General features: G+C 38.1%; 20 protein-coding genes and 2 tRNA genes. 17 read left to right on the forward strand and 5 right to left on the reverse strand.

Annotation, left to right across the window (positions count from 1 at the left end; translation table 11 throughout):
* Window positions 1-24 precede the first annotated feature (24 nt).
* From gcvT to P9M13_07265, 7 genes are read left to right on the forward strand one after another with little or no spacing between them, the layout of a single operon-like run.
* Window positions 25-1,131: a glycine cleavage system aminomethyltransferase GcvT gene (gene gcvT / locus P9M13_07235; protein ID MDP8263080.1), complete on the forward strand. Its 1,107-nt coding sequence runs from the start codon at window positions 25-27 to the stop codon at window positions 1,129-1,131.
* On the forward strand, window positions 1,128-1,514 hold the full coding sequence (gcvH, locus tag P9M13_07240) for a glycine cleavage system protein GcvH (GenBank protein ID MDP8263081.1): 387 nt from the start codon (window positions 1,128-1,130) through the stop codon (window positions 1,512-1,514). Before gcvT ends, gcvH begins: the two co-directional genes overlap by 4 nt.
* A gap of 27 nt (window positions 1,515-1,541) precedes the next feature.
* Entirely contained in the window at window positions 1,542-2,891 is a 1,350-nt protein-coding gene (gene gcvPA, locus P9M13_07245) for an aminomethyl-transferring glycine dehydrogenase subunit GcvPA (protein ID MDP8263082.1), read from the forward strand.
* Window positions 2,892-2,912: 21 nt separating this feature from the next.
* Window positions 2,913-4,373 (forward strand): aminomethyl-transferring glycine dehydrogenase subunit GcvPB, encoded by a 1,461-nt coding sequence (gene gcvPB / locus P9M13_07250; GenBank protein MDP8263083.1) that lies wholly within the window; start codon window positions 2,913-2,915, stop codon window positions 4,371-4,373.
* A 6-nt stretch (window positions 4,374-4,379) separates the two neighbouring features.
* Window positions 4,380-5,048 carry a DUF5752 family protein gene (locus P9M13_07255; protein ID MDP8263084.1) on the forward strand — a complete coding sequence of 223 codons (669 nt, stop codon included), beginning with the start codon at window positions 4,380-4,382 and terminating at the stop codon, window positions 5,046-5,048.
* A gap of 2 nt (window positions 5,049-5,050) precedes the next feature.
* Window positions 5,051-6,274 (forward strand): glycosyltransferase, encoded by a 1,224-nt coding sequence (locus tag P9M13_07260; GenBank protein ID MDP8263085.1) that lies wholly within the window; start codon window positions 5,051-5,053, stop codon window positions 6,272-6,274.
* Between the two features lie 5 nt (window positions 6,275-6,279).
* Complete coding sequence (locus P9M13_07265) at window positions 6,280-7,083, forward strand: biotin/lipoate A/B protein ligase family protein (GenBank protein ID MDP8263086.1); 804 nt, start codon at window positions 6,280-6,282, stop codon at window positions 7,081-7,083.
* A gap of 27 nt (window positions 7,084-7,110) precedes the next feature.
* Here P9M13_07265 and P9M13_07270 read toward each other — a convergent pair whose 3' ends face one another.
* The gene (locus tag P9M13_07270) at window positions 7,111-8,412 is read right to left on the reverse strand and encodes a thymidine phosphorylase (GenBank protein MDP8263087.1); all 1,302 of its coding nucleotides are present in this window, start codon (window positions 8,410-8,412) and stop codon (window positions 7,111-7,113) included.
* A 29-nt stretch (window positions 8,413-8,441) separates the two neighbouring features.
* Window positions 8,442-9,545: a glycosyltransferase family 4 protein gene (locus P9M13_07275; GenBank protein MDP8263088.1), complete on the reverse strand. Its 1,104-nt coding sequence runs from the start codon at window positions 9,543-9,545 to the stop codon at window positions 8,442-8,444.
* 167 nt (window positions 9,546-9,712) lie between these two features.
* Here P9M13_07275 and P9M13_07280 point away from each other — a divergent pair.
* Window positions 9,713-9,788, forward strand: a tRNA-Val gene (locus P9M13_07280).
* Between the two features lie 47 nt (window positions 9,789-9,835).
* Here the strand turns inward: P9M13_07280 and P9M13_07285 are convergent.
* Genes P9M13_07285 through P9M13_07295 form a run of 3 tightly spaced genes read right to left on the reverse strand, consistent with a single transcriptional unit; the run spans window position 9,836 to window position 12,688 of the window.
* On the reverse strand, window positions 9,836-10,621 hold the full coding sequence (locus tag P9M13_07285; protein ID MDP8263089.1) for a glycosyltransferase family 2 protein: 786 nt from the start codon (window positions 10,619-10,621) through the stop codon (window positions 9,836-9,838).
* Window positions 10,622-10,646: 25 nt separating this feature from the next.
* A complete protein-coding gene (locus tag P9M13_07290) occupies window positions 10,647-11,792 on the reverse strand; it encodes a glycosyltransferase family 2 protein (GenBank protein ID MDP8263090.1) in 1,146 nt (381 codons plus the stop codon).
* A complete protein-coding gene (locus P9M13_07295; protein ID MDP8263091.1) occupies window positions 11,789-12,688 on the reverse strand; it encodes a glycosyltransferase in 900 nt (299 codons plus the stop codon). Before P9M13_07295 ends, P9M13_07290 begins: the two co-directional genes overlap by 4 nt.
* Before the next feature lie 77 nt (window positions 12,689-12,765).
* Between P9M13_07295 and P9M13_07300 the strand changes: the two genes are divergently transcribed.
* From P9M13_07300 to P9M13_07340, 9 genes are all read left to right on the forward strand, one after another.
* Window positions 12,766-13,872: a glycosyltransferase family 9 protein gene (locus tag P9M13_07300; protein MDP8263092.1), complete on the forward strand. Its 1,107-nt coding sequence runs from the start codon at window positions 12,766-12,768 to the stop codon at window positions 13,870-13,872.
* Window positions 13,873-13,932: 60 nt separating this feature from the next.
* Window positions 13,933-16,134 carry a lipopolysaccharide heptosyltransferase II gene (gene waaF, locus P9M13_07305; protein ID MDP8263093.1) on the forward strand — a complete coding sequence of 734 codons (2,202 nt, stop codon included), beginning with the start codon at window positions 13,933-13,935 and terminating at the stop codon, window positions 16,132-16,134.
* Between the two features lie 52 nt (window positions 16,135-16,186).
* Window positions 16,187-18,259 (forward strand): lipopolysaccharide heptosyltransferase II, encoded by a 2,073-nt coding sequence (waaF, locus tag P9M13_07310; GenBank protein ID MDP8263094.1) that lies wholly within the window; start codon window positions 16,187-16,189, stop codon window positions 18,257-18,259.
* A gap of 16 nt (window positions 18,260-18,275) precedes the next feature.
* Complete coding sequence (gene waaF, locus P9M13_07315; GenBank protein ID MDP8263095.1) at window positions 18,276-19,343, forward strand: lipopolysaccharide heptosyltransferase II; 1,068 nt, start codon at window positions 18,276-18,278, stop codon at window positions 19,341-19,343.
* Window positions 19,336-20,295, forward strand: a complete 960-nt coding sequence (locus tag P9M13_07320) for a glycosyltransferase family 9 protein (GenBank protein ID MDP8263096.1) — start codon at window positions 19,336-19,338, stop codon at window positions 20,293-20,295. The genes waaF (P9M13_07315) and P9M13_07320 overlap by 8 nt, the downstream gene beginning before the upstream one ends.
* A 6-nt stretch (window positions 20,296-20,301) precedes the next feature.
* On the forward strand, window positions 20,302-21,357 hold the full coding sequence (waaF, locus tag P9M13_07325; protein ID MDP8263097.1) for a lipopolysaccharide heptosyltransferase II: 1,056 nt from the start codon (window positions 20,302-20,304) through the stop codon (window positions 21,355-21,357).
* Between the two features lie 110 nt (window positions 21,358-21,467).
* Window positions 21,468-21,542: transfer RNA gene (locus P9M13_07330), tRNA-Asp, on the forward strand.
* Window positions 21,543-21,842: 300 nt separating this feature from the next.
* Window positions 21,843-22,295 carry a peptide chain release factor-like protein gene (locus P9M13_07335; GenBank protein ID MDP8263098.1) on the forward strand — a complete coding sequence of 151 codons (453 nt, stop codon included), beginning with the start codon at window positions 21,843-21,845 and terminating at the stop codon, window positions 22,293-22,295.
* The gene (locus tag P9M13_07340; protein ID MDP8263099.1) at window positions 22,285-22,548 is read left to right on the forward strand and encodes a hypothetical protein; all 264 of its coding nucleotides are present in this window, start codon (window positions 22,285-22,287) and stop codon (window positions 22,546-22,548) included. The genes P9M13_07335 and P9M13_07340 overlap by 11 nt, the downstream gene beginning before the upstream one ends.
* Window positions 22,549-22,805 lie beyond the last annotated feature (257 nt).

Raw genomic sequence — 22,805 nt, forward strand, 5'->3', positions numbered from 1 at the left:
TTGTATAGGAACAAGTTAATGCATATGAAACGCACACCTCTATATGATGCTCATATAAAACATAATGCGAGCATAGTCAATTTTAATGGCTGGGAAATGCCTATCCAATACGAAGGGATTATTGCTGAACATAATGCTGTACGTCAAAGCGTCGGTATTTTTGATATATGTCACATGGGTGTTATTGAGATCACGGGTAAAGATGCATTATTTTTTTGTCAATATATCATAACTAATGATGTTTCAAAGATAAGTGATGGCAAAGCTATCTATTCACCGGTTTGTAATGAACGCGGTGGAACGGTAGATGATGTGCTTTTGTATAGGTACAATACAGAAAAATTCAGATTTGTGGTGAATGCAGCAAATATCGAGAAAGATTATGATTGGCTCTCACTGCAAAAAGGTGATTATAAAGTTGAAATAAAAAACCTTAGCGCTAATTTGGGAATACTTGCAGTGCAGGGGCCTAACACAATGCCACTTTTTGATTCGCTTTTTGGTAGGGCAGTGCAATCACTTCCATATTATGGTTTTGTTGATATAGACATAGATAACCAGCCAGTACAGATATCGCGTACAGGGTACACGGGAGAAGTTGGTTTTGAGCTATACTTTAAAAGAGAGCATGCTCGCACTTATTGGGATCTATTGTATGATAAAGGAAAAAAATATGGAATTAAACCCATAGGTCTCGGTGCACGTGATACTTTGCGGCTTGAAATGGCATACAGCTTATACGGTCATGAACTTACAGACAATATTTCACCTCTTCAAGCGGGATTGGCATGGACAATTGCGTTTAATAAAGATACTTTTATTGGAAAAGAAGCGTTACTGAAAGAGAAGGAAGCAGGTGTTACTCAAAAGCTCATTGCTTTTAAAATGACCGATCGGTCAATTCCGCGTGCGGGTAACGCAATAAAAAATATGGGAAAGAAAATTGGCTTTGTTTCTAGCGGAACATTTTCTCCGTCTTTAAGGATAGGGATAGGACTTGGGTATGTTGATAGCCATTATGCGGTAAGAAACAGTCAGATCACTATAGAGGCGCGAGGAAGAGATAGCATCGCTAAAATCGTGAAACCGCCTTTTTATGAAAAAAAAGTTAAACAGAGGAGGAAAGATTGAATACACCTGCAGAATTAAAATACATGAAATCACATGAATGTGTTAAAGTTGAAGGAGCGAACGCTCGGTGCGGCATTACTGATTATGCACAAAATGAACTCACTGATGTTGTCTTTGTTGAGTTGCCACCTGTAGGAAAAGTTGTCGTGGCGAGTGAGCAGGCAGCAGTTATAGAGTCAGTGAAAACAGCAGTAGATGTGTATACGCCGGTAAGTGGAAAGATCGTAGAAGTGAACAGTGAGTTAGAAAACGATCCCGGACTTATCAATAGAGATCCTTATGGACAGGGGTGGATATTTGTTGTTGAAATGACAAAGACAGATGAACTAGACGGTCTCATGCCATCTGATGATTACGCCAAAATGATTAAAAACAAAGCATAGCTTTTAAGTGGAGAGTAATTGAAAATTATGAAGTTTACGCCACACACCCCTTCTGATGTGCAGTCAATGCTTGATGTAATAGGTTTACGCACAATTGAAGATCTTCTTACTGACATTCCGAAAGATTTATTGCGCACGGAATTAAATATCCCTGCGGGACTTTCAGAAAGTGAGCTCTTAAAAGATATTAAGAATATAGCTTCAGTGAATGCGAATCTTGACGAGTTTTCTTCGTATATCGGGGCAGGTGCGTATGATCATTTTATACCGTCTGCAGTTTCTCATGTAACGGGAAGAAGTGAGTTCTACACTGCGTACACTCCGTATCAGCCTGAAGCAAGTCAGGGAACACTGCAGGCAATATACGAGTATCAGAGTATGCTCTGCGCTCTTACCGGTATGGATGTGGCAAATGCTTCTTTGTACGATGGCGCTACTGCGGTTAGTGACGCAGCGCTTGTTGCATTGCAATCAGCCCCTGCTAAAAATGAAATCGTTATCACCGAAACAGTTCATCCCGAATATAGACTTGTATTAAAAACATATTTAGCCGGCACAAAAGTAAAGATCAGAGAAATACCCTATAAAGACGGGGTTGCTGATCTTAAGCATTTACGTGATAACGTTTCTGGTAATACTGTTGCAGTTATTGTGCAGAATCCAAACTTTCTCGGTTCTATTGAAGATATGGTCCAGATAGAGAGTATTGTCCACGGGTGCGGTGCGCTGTTTGTTGCCGTTGTGAATCCTGTATCATTGGGTGTTCTCAAAGCGCCTGGTGATTATAATGCTGATATTGCCGTCGGTGATGGCCAGCCGTTAGGAAATCCATTAGCATTTGGCGGGCCGTATCTTGGTTTTATGGCGGTCAAAGATACGTTGAAAAGAAAGATTCCCGGCCGTCTTGTAGGAGTAACACAGGATCATGAAGGCCGCAGAGGATTTGTCTTAACCCTGCAAGCCCGTGAACAACACATACGAAGAGAAAAAGCGACATCAAATATATGCAGCAATGAAGCATTGAATGCGCTTACTGCGTGTGTCTATTTGTCGTTAATGGGAAAACAGGGGATGAAAGAACTTGCCGTGCAGAATCTTGAGAAAAGCCATTATCTTTTTGATAAGATTTGTACTGTACCGGGATTTAAACCTGTTTTTACGGCACAGTTTTTTAATGAATTTGTAATCGAATCGGCATATCCCGTGAAGAAAGTGATGCAATACCTGATGGAAAATAAGGTCTTTGGTGGGTTAGTTCTTGATAAAACATATAAAGGAATGAAAAATACGTTTCTAGTATGTGTAACTGAAACAAAAACAAAAGATGAGCTCGATGCATTTGTTGAGTTTCTACAAGATATATCAAAAAAAGTTTAAAGTGAAATAAGGATACGAGAGATGAATCGTGAAACATTACTCTATGAAATAGGGTCAAAAGGAAGAACAGGATATTCTTTGCCTGAATTTACCTATGACAAAAAAATCGAAGAGATGGTGCCGCAATCGATGATTCGCAAAAGCACTCCAGAGCTTCCTGAAGTCTCCGAGCTTGATGTGGTGAGACATTTTACTAATCTATCGCGTAAAAATTTTGGTGTTGATACACACTTTTATCCTCTTGGATCATGTACTATGAAATATAATCCAAAAGTAACAGAAGTTATTGCATCTTTACCTGGCTTGCAGCATGTACATCCGTATCAACCTGAAAAGACAACGCAAGGGATGCTAAAGATATATTATGAGATGGAACAGTATTTAAGTGAAATATGCGGGATGGACGCGTTTACGTTACAGCCTGCAGCAGGTGCACATGGTGAATTTTTAGGAATGCTTCTTGCCAGCGCATACTTTAAGAGTAAAAAAGAAAAACGAACAAAAGTTATTATTCCTGATTCTGCACATGGGACAAATCCGTCCAGTGCGCACATTGCAGGTTTTGATGTTATCACTATAAAATCTAACGAAGCAGGTGAAGTCGATCCCAATGAGCTGAAAAAGGTCTTAAGTAATGATGTTGCCGCATTGATGATGACTAATCCAAATACGTTAGGACTTTTTGAGAGAAAGGTGAGTGAAATAGCGGATTTAGTTCATTCACATGGCGCGCTTTTATATTACGATGGTGCAAACCTTAACCCTCTTATGGGAATAACAAATCCGGGGCTTATGGGATTTGATATTGTGCATGTTAACCTACATAAGACGTTTTCAACACCGCATGGTGGTGGAGGCCCCGGATCAGGGCCTGTCGGGGTAAAAAAATTCTTGGAACCGTTTTTACCTGTGCCCCGTGTCACGGTACGTGACGGGGTATATTCTCTCAAGTATAACATCCCGCAATCTATAGGGAGAATCAAAGCTTTTTATGGAAACAGCAGTGTTGTTGTTAAAGCATATGCATATATTAAAGCGTTAGGAGCTAAAGGCCTTAAAGATGTTGCACTCTATTCGATCCTGAATGCAAATTATATAAAGGAAAAACTAAAGGATACTTATTTTGTGCCCTATGAAAGAACCTGTATGCATGAATTTGTTTGTACGAGCAAAAAACAGCTTGAGAAAAATATTCATACAGTAGATATCGCAAAAGCGCTCATTGACAGGGGAATACACCCACCAACAATCTATTTCCCCTTGATCGTTCCTGAAGCTATGATGATTGAGCCAACTGAAACTGAAAGTAAAGAAACGCTTGATACGTTTATTGCCGTTATGAAAGAAATAGATGAGTGTGTAAAGAGTGATCCTGAATCAATTAAAAATGCTCCAACAACAACGCCTGTTGGTCGACTTGACGAAGTAAAAGCTGCTCGTGAGCCAAATCTGTGTTATGGTGTTAATAGAAAGTATTCGTAGATAAGTATGAAACAGATCAAAAAAGCTAAATTTTCTTTTCAATTTTGTTCTCGACTGATTATTCGTGAATTAACCGGTATTAAAGCGCATAATCTTGATGAACTCTTAAGTCATGTTAAGACAGTACCAGGCGCTGTTATCTATCACCACACACATCATTTTTTGCAGCTCCATCAGTATTTAGTCCCTGAACCTCCCAATGATTTTGCTTATTGGGTTGATACCTCTTTAGGGTACCATGATTTGAGTGAACGGTTAGCAAGCATTAATACCTGTGATTATAGAACGATACGTGATTTACGTGAACGCATTATCGCAGTTTTAGAGAAGTTTATATCTGAAGGTAAGGCGTCTCGTGAGTCGAATGTCGGTGAAGAGTTTTATTTTATCAAGTCAGTAAGTATTGCTTTTAATACACCATACGAAGTACGGACTTTAGAAGAGTTTCTCGATGTTTTAAAAAGAATATCTATTGATGCGATATATTATCATATGTTTGAAGCGCCACTCAGATTAGAAAAAGAAGGCAACGATTTTTCCATGTGGATACGTGAACAATTAGATATGGGAGAACTTGCCGATAAAATTGATTGTCTTGATCCCTATACCCATACAATGGAAGGGTTGCGGAACAAGCTTGTACGTGTAGTAGAAGATTACCTATTTAAGGTGTGATTATGTCTATAACATTAAAAGATTATGAACCAATTGTTGGAAAACATCTTGTAGATGAGCTGAAGATGCTTTCCCAACATCTTTCAGGAAAAGTTATCCAAAATGTTAATTCGACTGCGGTTGGTGGCGGTGTCGCGGAAATATTAAACAGAATTATACCTCTTTTGCAGGAATTAAATGTTGATGCACGTTGGGATGTTATTAAAGGCGGTGAAGAGTTTTATAACGTAACAAAGAAATTTCATAATGCACTACATGGTAGGAAAGAGATTATCACCAAAGAAATGTATGAGACGTTCATTCAAACAGGCGAAGAAAATCTTAAGTCAATGGATGTGTATGGTGATATTGTTTTTATACATGATCCGCAGCCCATAATGCTCGTGAAGAAAAAAGCTTCTATGAACAGTAAGTGGATATGGCGATGTCATATTGACATATCTCATCCTGATAAGGACGTATTTGCTTTTCTGAAACCTTATATTGATCAGTATGATTCATCGGTCTTTTCTGCCCCGAGTTTTTCTCGTGATCTTAAAATACGACAGTTTATGATATCTCCTTCAATTGATCCTTTAAGTCATAAAAATATGGATTTAACTCCGGAGATAATTCATGAGGTGTTAGAGAAATATGGCATTGATAGTGATGTACCAATGGTGACGCAGGTTTCCCGGTTTGATTATCTTAAAGATCCTGTAGGCGTAATAGAAGCGTTTAAATTGGTAAGAAAAAATATTAAATGTCAGCTTGTTCTTGCAGGCGGCACGGCAACAGATGATCCTGAATCAGGTAAAGTTCTTGCAGAAGTGCAGGAACGTGCTGAAGGAAACCCTGATATACATGTGCTATTGATTCCTCCCGGGAGCGATATTGAGATCAATGCGTTGCAGCGAGCATCGAGTGTTGTTGTGCAAAAATCAATTCGTGAAGGATTTGGATTAACGGTAACAGAGGCGTTATGGAAGGGGAGGCCTGTTGTGGCCTCATGTGTTGGCGGTATTCCTTTACAGATAAAGCACAAGTATAGCGGACTCTTGTGTCGATCGGTAGAGGGTGCAGCATTCATGATAAAACAGCTTCTTAATTCACCTGAGTATGCAAATAAACTTGGTGAGAACGCAAAAGAGCATGTCAGACAAAACTTTTTACTCACACGTCATTTGCGTGATTATCTCCTTCTTTTCCTTACGTTGTATCATCCAGAAGACGTTATTCATATATAAATCCTATGATTTTTTCAAAAAACATTCTTATTAGTGGCCCACTAGATGCATATCATAATATGGCATATGATGAGGTGCTTCTTCGTGCATGTATAAAAGGTAAGGCCGCTGTTCCTGTATTGAGATTCTATGACTGGAAAATGAGGGCTCTCTCAATAGGTTATTTTCAACGTGTGCAGGTAGCATTAGATTATGCTCGTGCCAATGGAGTAGATTTTGAGATAGCAAGAAGAATGACCGGTGGCGGCATTGTTCTTCATGGGAACGATATTACATTCAGTCTGGTAGTAAAAGATACTGTTTTAAACGGATTGTCCTCATTGAATAAAAGCAGTATTGTGGATAGTTATTATTATGTTAATAATGCCATAAAAAAGGGAATAGATATTCTGCTTGGTAAAAGCGATAGCCCGGATATGTCGCTAGAAACAAAACAAGCGTCTTCAAAAGATACAAAGTTTTGTTTTAATGAGCCAACAAAACACGATGTTCTTTATTCTGGCAAAAAGATTGCGGGTGGCGCACAGCGCAGAATTGACGGGTATGTTATGTATCAGGGATCAATTTTGTTTCGGCAGGAGATAGATATAGGAAAAGACAAAAGGTTTACTGATAGTTCGATAACTCTCCATGATGTATGTGGCAGAGATCTGACAAAAGATGCTGCATGCATTGCTTTGCAACAAGGCTTTACTTTAGTATTTGGTGATATTGAAACGGATAGCATGATTGATCAACTGTTCATTGAATCAGTGGGTAAGTTGGCTATTGATAAGTATGCTACCCATGAATGGAACTATAAACGTTGATAAAAAAGGGGACTGTCCCCTTTTTTATCATTTCGCAATTCCTAAAATTAGTTTTTGGGCGTGAGGTTTTTTCTTTTCAATCTGTATTGAAAAACTAATTCGTTCAAGTGCTTCTATAATACATTCCTTCTTATCAGTATGAATCTCACAAAGCGTGTCGCCTTTTTTTACGGAATCACCGATCTTTTTATGAAATACAATGCCTGCAGAAGAATCTATTTTGTCAGTTAGTTTCAATCTTCCTGCCCCAAGGATGTTTGCAATCATGCCGATTTCATATGTATTTATATTGGTAATGTATCCCTTAGAGATGCTTTTACATTTTTTTATGTATCGTGGTTTTTTGAACGAGTATGGATGTGCAATTTGTTTAACATTACCACCTTGTGATTTAACAATTTCTATAAACTTTCTATATGCGCATCCGTTTCGTAGATGTGTTTCGGCGACGGTGTACGCTTCAGTAAAAGTATGCGCTTTTTTGCCTAAAAGCAGCATGTGGGCAGTAATAGTAAGGCTCAGTTTTGTTACATCATCCGGGCCTTTGCATTGTAATGTATCAAGTGCCTCTTTTACTTCAAGTGCGTTTCCGACGGTGTGCCCAAGCGGTTGATTCATATCCGTTATGAGTGCAACAGTTTTTTTACCCATAACTTTTGAAATGGATACAATAGTTTTTGCTAGAAGACGGGCATCTTTATGAGATTTCATAAATGCACCGTTACCTGTTTTTACGTCCATGAGGAGCGCATCAGTTCCTTCAGCAAATTTCTTCGAGATAATGCTGGCCGCAATGAGCGGTATTGATTCTACCGTGCCGGTAACGTCTCGCAGTGCATATATCTTTTTATCGGCAGGAGCACAGTCGCCAGATGTGCCGATCATTACGGCACCTATTTTTTGTAATTGTTTAATGATCTGTTTCTCGGTAAGAAACATCTTAAACCCTTTAATTGATTCCAATTTATCATGTGTTCCTCCGGTATGGCCAAGCGCTCTTCCAAACATTGTGGGAACAGTAAGTCCAGCGCTTGCGGCAAGGGGGATAACGATAAGCGTTATCTTGTCTCCGACACCTCCTGTCGAATGTTTGTCAATGGTATATCCAGCAGACTCAAGATCAAGCGTTTTTCCTGAATATATCATGGCAAATGAAAGATCAGCGGTTTCACGAATACTCATACCGTTGGCATAAATTGCCATAAGAAAACTTGAGAATTGGTAATCGGGAATTTTGCTTTTTGTGTAACCATCGACCATGAAATTTATTTCGTCTCTGGTTAGTTCGTGCTTATCACGTTTTTTGATTATGATTTCAATTGGATTCATTTTTAAGCTATAAGCTTTAAGTTGTAAGTTTAGTTGCTGAATACTTTATTATATACGTTGAGTGTTTTATGAATAGTTTTATCTATAGAAAATTTATCAAATATTGTGCTCGGGGCATTGCTTTCTATCATGTTCTTGAACGTAGTGTCATTCAGGAGGGTATCTATCGCTGTAGCAAGTTCTGGGATCGAATCTGGTGGGACCAAAAGACCGTTGTGTTTGTCATGGATTATATCCGTTATGCCGCCAATGCGTGAAGCAACTACCGCTTTACCCATTGCCATTGCTTCAAGAAGCGCAAGGCCGAATCCTTCCATGAGTGATGGCATGACAAAAATGTCGGTGACACCAAGAGGTATACGGGTATCCGGCTCTGAGGCCTTAAAATGGACTATATCGTCTATCTGAAGATCATTTGCTAGGGTCATAAGCTCACCTTGTATGCGCCCTTCTCCCACAATAAGAACTTCAATATTTTTGTTATGTTCATATAGCTGGGCACAGGCATTAAGGAGGTGAGGGTGTCCTTTTATCTCTGATAAACGTCCTATTATTCCAATTACCTGGGAGTTTTCTTTTAACCCATAAGAACGTCTTATATTTTGTAACTCTTCTTGAGTATAGGTGTTTTTAAAGTGATCAAAGTCAATACCGTTATGAATGAGTGCGATTCTTTCAGGTGATACCATGAGATCTTGAATAAGATATTCTCTCACTGATTGGCTTATCGCGATAACGCGTTCTCCCATAAAAGGAAAAAGGCGACGAATGAAGATGTGTTTAAAAAAACCATGATACGTTGAAACATGTTTTGTTCCGGTGAGATAGGTGGTGATTCCTGCAAGGACATGTGTTACGCGGGTATGTGTGTGTACAATATCAATATTATTTTGTCTAATAAATCGGAGAAGAGAAGGAATTGCAAAGATTACTTTTGGTCCAAACTCTTGTTTTGTCCTGATCTTAAACTCGCATGTGGTAATTCCAGCGTCCTGTAATGTTTGGAGTACCTTCCCTCCGCTTGATCCAACATAGACGGTATGTCCCTTCTTTTTTAATCCTTTTGCAAGTGAAAGAACGTAGCTTGTGATACCGCCAATATCAACATGAGTTGTAAGAATAAGTATATTCATTAAAGAGACCAGAGACCAGAGACTAGAGACCAGAGACTAAAAAAGTATGTCGGTGATTTCTTATCTGCTTGGTCGTTATTAAAATTATTGACAAAATCTATATACATTTATACTATCTAACACTTCCTTGATCATACAGCTTATAGCTTACGGCTTAAAGCTTATTCGGGCGGTTAGCTCAGTTGGTAGAGCATATGCCTTACAAGCATGGGGTCACAAGTTCAAGTCTTGTACCGCCCACCATATTAAAAAAGGGACAGCTCTTCATAAGGGGACTGTCTCTTTTTTTGTTAGTTTGTTTCTAGTCTGTTGTCTTTTGTCTGAGTCTGTTTCATTTCCCAGTATTTAACATACGTCTGAAATTGATAGAATCCCCCAAAATATGCGAGGATAAAGCCGTAAAAACCGTCCTTATATCCTTTTTTACGTAGATATGCTCTCAGGAACCTGTCGATAGATTTTCTGATTGCTTTTCCAAAACCTATTTTTCTTTTATCGTTACACCATTTACGGGCCTCAAGTGTTGTTTGTGAATTTTGTTTTTGAACAAAATCGTGAATATCTATATACGAGTAGTGAATAATATCTTTTGTAAGGTGTCCACAGGTACCGTCCATAAATGCCCGTGGATGTACCTCGGATTCCTCATATTTAAATTCATCCCGCTTGAATATGCGTACTTTGCTTGCAGGATACCAGCCACCATGTTGTATCCAATAATCTCCAATATAGGTTTTAAATGGTATGGTAAAACCGTTATGAGAAATAGGGGCTGCAAAAGTTTCTTTTATTTCCTGGGCAAGTTCGGGTGTTACCCGTTCATCACAATCAAGGCTCATTACCCATTCGTTTTTTGTCTGCGAATAGCCGAAATTTCTGTGACGACCTTCAATATCAAGTTTTCGCTGTATTATACGAGCTCCTAATTTTTCTGCAATAGCTGCGGTATTATCAGTGCTGAAATCATCAAGTAAAATGACTTCATCGGTCCACGATACACTCTTTATACAATCTTCGATTTCTCGTTCTTCATTTTTTGCCATTATTACTACACTTATCGGAAGTTTGTTTTCCATAATAACTCCTTCGAGAGGGATGATTTTATGTATTATATTCTTTTTTTAAACTGATAACATCTTGTATATTGCTTACTTGTCTTATTCTACTTGATTGTGTAGTTGCTTTACCATTAAAAAAAATAGGGTAACGGACAAACAATGAACAGCGCGCAAGAAAATGAGCCATAGAGCTATCGTAGGTCAATATAAGATTGTATTTTTTCTTGCGGCGTTTCACTATTCTGAAAACTGTTTTTAACCAAAATAAAAAAGGAGTATATATGTATACGTGTATATTGGTTGTTACGGGGAGATTTAGTGTCGCAAATAAATGATTTTTGTCTTTTATGTTTTTTGATGCAACTATTGCGTAAATATAGCATTCATTTTTTGCTAGTGTGCGTATATCTTGAAATAGATTCTTTAGTTCTTCTTGGTTCTCGCTTTGTTTCTGTGTGATTGGGAGCGCTATTCTCAGTGGTATGCCCCATTTTTTGTAATAAATCCTTTGATTCTTTTTAAAAAGCGCATCACGGGCACTAAAATGATCGAGTGATTTGTGTTCATAGTGATATATGTATGCGCCATTTGCCTTTACACATTTGTATCCTGCTTCTTTTACTCTCATAGAATAATCAGAATCTTCAAAAAATGCCATGCCAAACAGTTCATCAAAATGACCGATTTTTTCGATAATTTCTCTTTTTATGAGCATTGCAAAACCGATACAGTTGGAAAATTCAGTATATTGGAGTTTTTGGTTTTGTATGCGCTGGGCACATTCTTGTATAGTTTTATCTTTGTATGGAACAAGACCAAATGTATTACTTTCCGGGTTTAGGATCCCGATATCCGGTGATGACTGGGCAACGTCTATCATTGTCTCCAAACAATTATTTGTGAAAAGTGTATCGTTGTTCAGTACGAGAACATAGGGGGCGGTTGATATTCCTAACCCTTGGTTTACCGCTTTAGGAAACCCGATATTTGTTGTATTCTCAATAGCGGTTATTTGGACATTCTCCTGAGGTATAAAACTTTTGATAACCGTTTTTGTTGCACTATTGCTTGCATTGTCAATTAAGATAATATTTATGGGAATGTGTGTTGAATCAATAATAGAATGCACACATTCTTTGGTTAGTTCAGGTTGATTATATATAGGGATTATAATGTCGCACGATTTCATAATATGAGTTTTTTGTATTTTTCTATAAGTCCGTTTTGCGCTATTGAAAGCATAGTGTTCATTCTGTCCCTGTAGGTATATTTGCCTACAGCAAGTTTATGTCCCGCAAGGGCGATTTTTTCCCTTTCAGTATCGTGTGAGAGATAATAATCTATCAGGTCGAAAAGTTCTTCTGGTGTATTATAGATAATAATATTTTTTTTGTCCTCAAAAAGCTCGTTAAAACCATTATTATCTATAGCGTTAGTAATAAGTAATGTGCCGCAACTCATAACTTCAAACATACGCATATTAATATCGTTTTTGATCGAGTAGTTGAATCCGATCTTTGACGATGAATATATTTTTGACATTTTAGTGTGCTCGGCCCACCCTATAAAACTGTTTGGGTAACGGGTCTTAAGTTTCTCCAGAAGCATTTTTCGTAAACATTTTTTACCATCGGTACCGACAAAACCGATATCAAGATTTTTTTTGCAGTCTAATTTTTTATGTATAACGGGGTCGCAGCCAAGAGGGACCCAAAAGGTATCTATTTTTTCGTGTCGAGCAAGTTTTTCTGCACCCTCTTTTTGAGCGCAAAAGACAAAGTCATAATGGTGTGATTGCTCACGTATTTTCTCATACGGGTGCTTAAGGTGGGTATCAATCGCTAGAAAGGCGCACGGACGGAGATGTTTGGGAATATCATACTTGTAGTCGCCATGATCTATCCGTAAATAGAAATCGTATTCCGGTTTGATCTTTTGGGCGTACTCAGTCCAAAAATGCTTTACCGTATGTCCTGATTGCCGAAGCGCTTTCTCAAAATAGTAACCGATTGTATCATCTCGGTCCTTATTATATATAATAGCTATTTTGAGGGCATTTTTATTGTTTTTAAGGAAATGAAACATTTTTAAATCCTTGTTTGATAAGTTGTTATAAGATATAATAATTGCCTTATGTTGTCAATATAAAGGGGTTTAACTGTATGTTTGAAATAGTGAAGAAAAAAGAGTTAGCATGTAAAAATGTGCTTGTTATTAATCCTTTCGGGATAGGTGATGTGCTTTTCACAACACCTCTTTTAGCAAGATTACGATCGTTATTGCCCAACGGTGCCAAAATAACTTTTTTATGTAATAGACGTGCAGAGCCTATATTAGAATCTAATGATGCTATTAATAAGGTGGTGGTGTTTGAAAAGGATGAATATAGAAAACTGTGGAAAGAGTCAAAAATACGTTTCTGTAAAGTGTTTGCTTCTTTTGTCTATCATATATATAACCAGAAATTTGATGCGGTATTTGATATATCGTTAGGAAGACAGTATTCATTCTGGTGCATGTTGCTCAAAATTCCTATGCGTGTTGGTTTTAATTATCGAAACCGAGGCCGGTTTTTAACCCATAAAATTAACATAGGTGGTTTTACCGAAAAACCTATTCCCGAGTATTATCTGGATTTGCTTCGGTTGTTTAACGTTACGGTCAATGCTGCATCACTGTCTTTTCCTTTGAAGGAAGAGGTGTTGAGGCAGGCGGACATTTTTTTAGAGGAAAATATGTTATTAAATGCACCTGGTATAGTGGGAATAATGCCTGGTGGGGGGGAGTCGTGGGGAAAAGATGCCTATTATAAGAGGTGGACGCCATCTTATTTTGCCCAAGTGGCTGATTATATAGTTAAGAAATATGGATATACTCCTATTCTCTTTGGAAGTCGTTCAGAAGAAAGTATTTGTAAAGATGTTTTAAGACATATGGCGTCTAAAGGAATTATTGTCACGGACTTGGCCTTATCCGTATTTGCTGCAGTTCTAAAAAAATGTTCTTTTGTTATTTGTAATGATGGGGGACCTCTTCATATTGCGGTAAGTCAAGGTGTGCCGACAGTTTCAATATTTGGCCCGGTAAATGAGGGGGTGTATGGTCCTTATCCAGCGTCAGACAAAGATGTTATCGTAAAAAACAATGTGTCATGCCGTCCCTGTTATTATCAATTTAGATATAAGGATTGCGACACGCATACATGCTTAAGAGATCTTTTGCCTCAACATGTTACAAAAGAGGTTGATATATTGGTCGACCGGATATAGCTTTATTTCGGTATGTAATTATGAATTGTCATGATATAATATCGCCTTTTGGAGTGGATTATGGTTAAAGATAAAAATATCAAAAAAATTCTTATGGTGAAGCTTAGTTCTATTGGAGATGTTGTTCACGCTCTTCCCATCCTAAAATCATTACGTGATACGTATCCTGAAGCATATATTGCATGGATGATAAAAAGAACGTGTAAAGATATCATTGAGGGCAATCCCTATCTTGATGAGGTCATAATATTCGAACGTGCACGATGGGGTAAATTGAGAAATATCTTTCTGACGGTCAAAGAGATATTTCTATTTATGAAATCTATCAGATCAAAAAAATTTGACGTTGTTGTTGATTTTCAGGGTCTTTTCTATACCGGTTTAGTAACATTCTTTACCGGATGTAAAAAAAGGTACGGGTTTAAAAATGCGCGAGAATTTTCCTTTATATTTTATAATAGAAAAGTAGCTGTTCCCACAATGGAGATGCATGCGGTAAATAGATATTTTCTTCTTGCCGAAGCGTTGGGCGCAACTCATAGAAAGCCCGAGTTTACCATTGCCGTATCATCGGCTGATAGCGAAAAAGTTGATTCGCTCCTTGCTCAATACACACAAGGAGACAGTACTAAACCTGTTATTGCAATAAATCCTTCTGCTCGTTGGATCACTAAGCAGTGGCAGATGGAAAAATTTGCTGAGCTGTCAGATGCACTTGCTCGTCAGATGAATGCCGTTATTGTTCTTATTGGAAGTAGCGCAGATAAAGAATTAGTTGAAAGATTGATCGAAAGAATGAAAACGAATCCTTTAAATGCAACAGGCAGAACAAATCTCAAGCAGCTTGTCGCTCTTCTGGAGAAGACGGATTTAGTTATCAGTAATGACACCGGTCCAATGCATATCGCTGTTGCAGTGGGAACACCGGTTTTAGGGCTTTTTGGCCCTACTAATCCTGTAAGAACGGGTCCTTTTGGATTGGAGCACGTAGTTATCAGGAAAGATATTTTTTGCAGCCCTTGTCTTAAGAAAAAATGCTGCGATCTTATATGTATGGATCTATTAACCACTGAGGATGTTTTACACGCAGTTCACGAAAATATAGTTAAGGGAACCTTTTCGAAAATATCACCTAAAAAAGTCGATCGACTTAGAGCGCAAATGAACATTATTGATGAGATCGGAGATCACACCTTAGATGTGTTGATTTTAAGTGACGGTAAAGCCGGTCATGTAAATCAAACGGTGGGTATGGTTAAGAATATTGATAACGTGAATTATCATGTAGCGCGAATAAAATACCGCACAACGTTTCATCGTGGGTTAGCATGGGTTGCGGGTGTGTGTGGGCTGGGAGAAACGGGATTTTTAAAAAGCATGTTAAAGCCAAATAGTTATCGCCAGATTATGGAGTCTGTGCCGAAAGTCGTTCTTTCAGCCGGTATATCGGTAGCGCCGATTAATCTCATGCTGGGAAGAATATTTAAGGCGAAAAAAGTGGTTAGTATGAAACCGGGGCCTCTCAAATTGAAACGTTTTGATCTTGCGATTATCCCTATGCATGATGACCCTCCGAAAATGGATAATGTAGTGGAAACATTAGGTGCCCCAAATATTATTGGTAAAGAGCTTTTAGAAGCTGAAAAAGATAAAATTGTTCATAATATTCACTTTAAGAAAGATATTAAAATAGGCGTATTTATTGGGGGAGAAACGCCAGATTATTTTATTTCTAAAAAGACTATGCTTGTATTAATCCAGAAGATAAAGGATCTATGTAATGAGTTTGATGCAGAAGTATTAATTGCAACATCGAGAAGAACCGCGCGTGGTTTGGAAAAATTATTATCACAAGCGTTTGACAATGATCCGAGATGTAAAATGCTCCTATTGGCGAGTCAGGCTGAGACAAATCCCATACCGGGGATATTGAGCGTGAGTGATATTATTGTTGTTACTGAAGAAAGTATATCCATGGTCTCTGAAGCTGCGAGTTCAGGTAAATATGTCTTTGTCTTAAAAATTGATAGGAAAGAAAACAGAAAACTTAAACAAGAACGTACGATTGAGGAATTAGTGATACATGGATATGTATTAAAATCTGATGTTTTTACTCTTTATAACACTATTGTAAACTTCTGGCCGACACGTAAACCTCCCAAAATTCTAAATGACACTGTTGTTGCATCTGAAGCACTTGCGAAACTACTTGAGCAATGTGGTTTTAATAGAGATATTGCATATCTCAAGAAAGTTAGTTGAGAATGATTAACTGACATAGGTACTTTCATACGATAGTAATGGATAAATAATCATGAAAATTTTGCAAATGGTCCCTGAATTAGAATGTGGCGGTGTTGAAACCGGTACCGTTGATTTGGCTCTTATGCTTAAAGAACGCGGCCATATTCCTTATGTTATCACTAGCGGTGGCAGTATGGTTGCAAAGCTGGAATCTTCTCAGGTAACCTGCATAAAGCTTCCCGTACATAAAAAATCAATTATATCGATTATCGGTACTATATTTAAGGTGAGAAAGATTGTGCGTGAAGAAGACATTGATATTGTACATGCCCGAAGCCGTGTGCCCGGATGGATCGGATATTTTGCAGTACAAGGGACGCATGCACATTTTGTAACTACTGCCCATGGATATTATAGTACCCATTTTGCAAGTAGGGTGATGGGTCGTGGCGAAAAAGTCATTGTGCCGAGCGCGGTAATATCAGAGCACATGGAAAATGATTTTGGGGTTGTTAAGGACAAGCTTGTTTTGATCCCACGCGGCGTTGATGTGAGAAAATTCAGAGAAAAGGAACCTGAACTCGGTGGCATTAAAGATACCTACAATATAGGTGTTATTGGACGATTGACGCCTATCAAAGGACATAGTTATGTTATTCGTGCACTAACAATTATATTGCGCTCATTTCCACATGTTAAACTGTTTATTATAGGTGATGCCTATGGAAAGAAAGTACACTACAAAGATGAGTTAATACGGCTTGTTGAGGAACTCGGATTAAAAGATAATATTGTTTTTACCGGAGCATGTTCGGACGTATCAAAAATATTAGATAATTTAGATATTGTTATTCTGTCATCCATTGTTCCAGAAGCATTTGGAAGGGTAATAACTGAAGCGTTTGCAGCCTGTGTGCCTGTTATTGCCACACGTTTGGGTGGTGCATTAGATATTATTGACGATAAGAAAAATGGTCTTTTAGTAGAACCAAAAGATGAGAATGCAATTGCCGAGGCAGTGACAACACTGTTTCAGGATCATAAACTTTGCGAGAAGATAATTAAAAATGCTCTCGAGAAAGTACATTCTGAATATACCCTCGAAAAGATGTACGAGAGAACATGTCAAGTGTATGAAGAATGTGTGAATACAAAAAAGATTCTTATTGTGAAACTAAGTGCGCTTGGCGATATCGTGCTTATCAGTCCTTCTGTCCGCGCCATTAAAAAGAAATATCCGTACGCTAAAATAACGGCGCTTACATCATCTCGATATAAAGGCCTGTTCAAAAAATCGAGAGACATACATCATGTTCTTACCTATGATAAAGGGAACAATCCTCTTGCTCTTATGAAACTCATTAGAAAATTGCGTCATTACCGGTTTGACATTGCTGTCGATTTTCAAAACACGTACCGAACTCATCTTATACTTTTTTTTGGTTGGATAAAAAAGTCGATAGGGTATAAAAGAAAATGCGGTTTTTTGATGTCTGAAAGTGTTGATATGCCTACCACACCCATGGATCCTGTCAGTCACCAGTTTAAACTGTTAAGCGTGCTTGATATACCTCTTGAGAATAGACAAATAGAGTTTTGGACCGGTGAAGAAGATAAGAGAGCGGTAAAAAAGATATTTCGTGCTAACAATATTAATGAGGATGAAACTTTGATAGCAATAAATCCTGGGGGCAGTCATAAGTGGAAATCAAAGAGATGGCCAAGAGAAAGGTTTGCAGAGTTGATAAACGTGCTTTATGAACGTTACCAGGCGCGTACGGTTCTTATTGGCGGAAATGATCTCTCGGAATATAAGGATTATTTTAAGCAAAACCTGTCTGTTCCATATATTGATACCATTGGACTTACTTCAATTTCTGAGGCCGGTGAGCTTTTAAAACGGTGCAAACTTCTTGTTACCGGAGATAGCGCTCCGCTCCATATTGCTGCAGGATGCGCAGTGCCGTTTGTGGCATTGTTTGGACCGACAGACCCTCATAAGCATATGCCTATTGCAAAAGGTACGGTTATTACTAAGAACGTTGAATGCAGTCCGTGTGTAAAAAACACGTGTGGGGAACACATATGTATGGAGAATATCACTGTCAGTGATGTTCTTGAAAAAGTAGCTCAATACATATAAAAGTGAGAAGTAAAAAATGAGAAGTAAAAAAAACGGAAATAAAGAAATAAAAGATATCTGTAACATACTTGTTGTTACAAAAAATTGGCTTGGCGATGCGGTGTGCACAACTCCCGCTATACGTGCAATAAAAGAAACGTATAAAGAAGCATCTGTTTCAGTTCTTTCCCATCCTCGATGTGTTCAAATATTTGAGGGAAATAGTGACCTGTCTAGTGTCATACCTTTTGAGATAAGACGTGGTGTCCGTTCATTATTTGATCAGGTACGATTATTAAAAATACTGAAGTCTCATGCATTTGACACTGTCTTTGTCCTGCATCGTTCTCGTTCAATGGCATTTTTAACTTTTCTTTCGGGTATTAAATATAGAGTTGGTTATGGCACAAAAGGTCGCGGTGTTTTTCTCACTCATCCGGTATCTACACCTAAAGACGAAGATATGCATATGATAGCCTATCATCTTAATCTTCTTGAAGAGTGTGGGATTAAAGCGCGCTCGTGGGATTGTATTTTTCCTGTAAGCAAAGAGGATGAAAATGCTGCTGAGAAATTGATCAAAGAACTTGGGTTGAGTAACGAAGACCGTATTATTCTTATAGGCCCAGGAGGAAACTGGGACCGTAAAAGATGGCCAGCATCATATTTTGCAAAACTTATTGATATCGTGAGTGATAGGTATAATGTACGCATTGTACTTACCGGTTCTCAAAAAGATGCTTACCTTGCGGATATAATTATGACACGAACAAAAAATCCTCCTTATAATGCTATGGGGAAAACGACCCTAAAATCTTTTGGAGCGTTGCTCAAAAGATCGAGGTTATATATTGGTAATGATTCAGGGCCGACACATATTGCAGCAGCATTAGCAGTACCTCTCATTGCTATATTTGGGCCTACAGAACCAAAGTTGACCGGTCCGTTAGGTAAAGGCAATATTGCTGTTTTAGTTAATTCTGTTGGGTGTACACTGCCGTGTCATGAGTCGTTTTGCGATGATTTACGTTGTATAGAATCGGTTCTTGTTGATGATGTAGTAGCAGAAGTTAAAAAAGTTCTAGAAACCCCTTTTAATGGTTAGAGAAATTCGAAAAATTCTTTTTATTACTTTAAGTAATGTAGGTGATGTTGTATTGACGACGCCAGTCATGAATATTCTTTGCCAGCGGTATCCTCATGCCCATTTTACCATCCTTGTCGGGCCTAAAGCATCATCGGTTTTTGACGGTGATCCGTTGGTTGATGAAGTTATCGAGTATAATAAAAAAGCTTCACTGAAAGAAAAGTGTACTCTTGTGCGGACACTGCGAAGAAAGAATTATGATGCTGTATGCGATCTGCGTCATACCATTATACCAATATTTCTTCAAGGCACACTTCTTACACGATTAATAAGAAGAAAAGAAGAGGGCTTGCACGCGGCCATAGATCATATGCGTAAATTGAAGAATGTGTCTCCACAAGAAACTCCATGTTTTCGCCTATTTGCATCAGAGAAAGCTCTGGATTTTCAAAAAGAGATATGGCAGAAATATGCGGTAGGTGAGACAGAACCTGTGTTTGGGATCAGTCCTCATGCGGCAAGTTCATTAAAACAATGGCCTATTGATAGATGTATTGAGCTCATAAAAAACATACAAAGCCAATACACAGCGCGGTGTGTTCTGATTGGTGGTAATGATGCGCGTGATATAGGTGAGAGTATTATGGATTCATGTCCTCAATGTATTAATCTTATAGGGCACACATCAATAAGTGAGCTTATTGCCATAATGAGTAAGATGAAGGGATTTGTAACAAATGATAGTGGGCCTCTTCATATAGCAAGTGCGTTAGATGTTCCAACTGTTGCGATTTTTGGGCCCTCTGATGATGTGCGGTACGGCCCGCGCGGAAAAAACCATTGTATCGTACATGATATTAATTGCAGGCCTTGCAAACTGGCACAATGTAAGTTTTCTACTCATGAATGTATAAAGTCAATAGGTGTTAAAGAAGTGTTTGATGCTGTTCATAATCTCGGAGTAATATAAAACAAGATGAAAGACAAACGCAAAAAGATATTAATTGTGAGAATGGATCGCATGGGGGATGTGCTTTTGAGCACACCTGCAATTCATGCTGTACGCAAACAATATAAAGACTCGTATATTGCTGTTTTAGTGAGGCCTTATACGGTCGATGCGGTCAAACATAATCCTGATATTGATGAAGTTATAGTTTATGATAAAGAATATGCACATAAAGGGATGGTTAATAATATTGGCTTTGTCGTGCATCTTTTCATGAAGAGATTTGATGTTGCACTTATTCTCCATAGCACGAACAGATCGGTGCTCTTAAGCTTTTTAGCGGGTATCAAGAAGAGGGTGGGATATGACAGGAGACTAAAATATCTTTTAACTCATCCGATTCCGTATCGGAAGCATAAAGGGGAGAAACATGAGGTAGATTATTCCTTAGAATTAACGGTTTTACTGGGAGTTGATATCTCGCAAGCAACAAAAAAGCCATTGTTTGTTGTTTCTCATGATGATGAACAATTTATTGGAACACTATTGCAAAATAAAGGGATAAAGAGAACTGATCGGATTATTTGCATTCATCCCGGAGCAAGTTGTCCTTCTAAAAGATGGTCCTTCCAGCGGTTTAGGGAAGTTGTGCAGCACTACAAAAAAAGAGATTCTGTACGTATTGTTATTATTGGTGGAGATGAAGAAATTGATACTGCTGACAGTATTGCACAAGGACATGAGGTAGGGGTAATTAATCTCGCGGGAGTGTTATCTATTGGACAAATGGGAGCAGTGCTAAAACATTCATGTTGCTTAGTATCAAATGATTCTGGGCCGGTACATGCAGCAAGCGCACTTAACGTACCTGTTGTTGTGCTTTTTGGAAGAAAAAATCCAGGATTAAGCTCTCAGGTGTGGGGACCTATAGGCGACAACAACATTGTCCTGCATAAGGATGTAGGGTGTGTTCACTGTTTAGCACATAATTGCAAAACCGGTTTTCAGTGTCTTGATGCAATAACTGTAGATGACGTTATTGGAGCGGTAAATACAATATTAGAAGAAAATAATGGTCACTAAAATTTTATTTTGACTATTATTTGGATTATGCTATAGTATGCGTCTCTTGAACCTAAAAGATGGATGTAGGTTCTAGGAAAAAGTTCTTTTATTTAGGATATAAATATTAGGGGGGTGTAGCTCAATTTGGTTAGAGCGCTGCCCTGTCACGGCAGAGGTCGCGGGTTCAAGTCCCGTCACTCCCGTATATACACAGAAGCCCTGTGATGCGAAAGCACCGCAGGGCTTTTTGTTTGTTCGGAGAAAGATGCTGATATGGCTGCGACCTCTGCCGTGACAGGTAAGAGTAGAGAAGTACATTGAGTATGAGGAAAGCAACCGAGGTGGGTTCATCCGACCAGATGGGATACTTCTTGTTTAAGGATAGATTTTGCGAAGCGAAATCTTTACTCCCGTCACTCCCGTATATACACAGAAGCTCTGTGATGCGAAAGCACCGCAGGGCTTTTTTTGTTTATTTAAGGTAAATAGTAATTTATAATACAATGAACTATGAACAAACAACAATGAACGAAAATATGGATAAATTTGGCGTAAGCTCAGCAAAAGAAAAAAAACTTAACGAAATTATGGTTCGTTTAAAAATATATGAACGAGACTTCAAAGAATCGTTTATTCGTTCTCGTGGTTCTGGTGGACAGAATGTTAATAAGGTCGCAACCTGTGTATATTTAAAACATATTCCCACCGGTCTTGAAGTAAAATGCAGTAAACATAGATCCCAAGCGCTAAACCGTTATTCTGCCCGTAAATTACTCGCTGAAAAGATCGAAGAAAAAGTGCTCGGTAAAAAGTCTGAGAAACGAAAAAAAATAGAAAAAATCAGAAGGCAAAAAAGAAAAAGATCTAAAAGAGCAAAGGAAAAGATGCTTGAAGAAAAGAAGAAGCAATCAGACAAAAAAGTGTTACGTAAAAAAGTACCTATTAATGGGGAATGAAAAAGCTGTCTTGGTTATGGGTGATATTAGATATGATCTCAGTAAGCATGGTTCAAAGTCATTGTATGAGTATGCTGATATTGAATTTGATTATGCTATAACTATGGGGTGCGGTGATGCCTGTCCTAATATAACTGCAAAAAATCGGGATGACTGGCAAATTCCGGATCCGAAACATATGCCAATTGAAGAATTTAAGCAGATTAGAGATTGCATTGAAGATAAAGTAAAAAAACTGATAGAAACGTTATAAATGCTACATGTTGGGTGTTAATGAGGATGGATAAAATCAAGTTGACAATTGTGGAGAAACAGGTACATTTATTGTTGGAGTGATTTTGATTATTTATTGGTTTTGCTTTCAGTATTTTAAGGGGGATTAGCCCATAGGTGTTAAGTTAAGGGAGTAAAAATCTGTAAATATTGCCAACTATTTGTATTGCCAACTATTTTTTTTGTGTTATAATCCGATAGCATCATATAAATATCGGAATATAATTAATAAAGGGA

This window comes from Candidatus Ancaeobacter aquaticus, assembly GCA_030765405.1.
Taxonomy (GTDB): domain Bacteria; phylum Auribacterota; class Ancaeobacteria; order Ancaeobacterales; family Ancaeobacteraceae; genus Ancaeobacter; species Ancaeobacter aquaticus.

What these genes read in the sequence shown, in the direction of transcription:
- waaF (MDP8263097.1), top strand. Translation starts at nt 20,302, where the DNA reads ATGAAAGACAAACGCAAAAAGATATTAATTGTGAGAATGGATCGCATG.
- P9M13_07295 (MDP8263091.1), bottom strand. Translation starts at nt 12,688, where the DNA reads ATGTTTCATTTCCTTAAAAACAATAAAAATGCCCTCAAAATAGCTATT.
- waaF (MDP8263093.1), top strand. Translation starts at nt 13,933, where the DNA reads ATGGTTAAAGATAAAAATATCAAAAAAATTCTTATGGTGAAGCTTAGT.
- P9M13_07320 (MDP8263096.1), top strand. Translation starts at nt 19,336, where the DNA reads ATGGTTAGAGAAATTCGAAAAATTCTTTTTATTACTTTAAGTAATGTA.
- gcvPB (MDP8263083.1), top strand. Translation starts at nt 2,913, where the DNA reads ATGAATCGTGAAACATTACTCTATGAAATAGGGTCAAAAGGAAGAACA.
- P9M13_07275 (MDP8263088.1), bottom strand. Translation starts at nt 9,545, where the DNA reads ATGAATATACTTATTCTTACAACTCATGTTGATATTGGCGGTATCACA.
- waaF (MDP8263095.1), top strand. Translation starts at nt 18,276, where the DNA reads ATGAGAAGTAAAAAAAACGGAAATAAAGAAATAAAAGATATCTGTAAC.
- P9M13_07270 (MDP8263087.1), bottom strand. Translation starts at nt 8,412, where the DNA reads ATGAATCCAATTGAAATCATAATCAAAAAACGTGATAAGCACGAACTA.
- gcvPA (MDP8263082.1), top strand. Translation starts at nt 1,542, where the DNA reads ATGAAGTTTACGCCACACACCCCTTCTGATGTGCAGTCAATGCTTGAT.
- P9M13_07285 (MDP8263089.1), bottom strand. Translation starts at nt 10,621, where the DNA reads ATGGAAAACAAACTTCCGATAAGTGTAGTAATAATGGCAAAAAATGAA.
- P9M13_07255 (MDP8263084.1), top strand. Translation starts at nt 4,380, where the DNA reads ATGAAACAGATCAAAAAAGCTAAATTTTCTTTTCAATTTTGTTCTCGA.
- waaF (MDP8263094.1), top strand. Translation starts at nt 16,187, where the DNA reads ATGAAAATTTTGCAAATGGTCCCTGAATTAGAATGTGGCGGTGTTGAA.
- P9M13_07340 (MDP8263099.1), top strand. Translation starts at nt 22,285, where the DNA reads ATGGGGAATGAAAAAGCTGTCTTGGTTATGGGTGATATTAGATATGAT.
- P9M13_07335 (MDP8263098.1), top strand. Translation starts at nt 21,843, where the DNA reads ATGAACTATGAACAAACAACAATGAACGAAAATATGGATAAATTTGGC.
- gcvT (MDP8263080.1), top strand. Translation starts at nt 25, where the DNA reads ATGAAACGCACACCTCTATATGATGCTCATATAAAACATAATGCGAGC.
- P9M13_07265 (MDP8263086.1), top strand. Translation starts at nt 6,280, where the DNA reads ATGATTTTTTCAAAAAACATTCTTATTAGTGGCCCACTAGATGCATAT.
- P9M13_07290 (MDP8263090.1), bottom strand. Translation starts at nt 11,792, where the DNA reads ATGAAATCGTGCGACATTATAATCCCTATATATAATCAACCTGAACTA.
- P9M13_07260 (MDP8263085.1), top strand. Translation starts at nt 5,051, where the DNA reads ATGTCTATAACATTAAAAGATTATGAACCAATTGTTGGAAAACATCTT.
- P9M13_07300 (MDP8263092.1), top strand. Translation starts at nt 12,766, where the DNA reads ATGTTTGAAATAGTGAAGAAAAAAGAGTTAGCATGTAAAAATGTGCTT.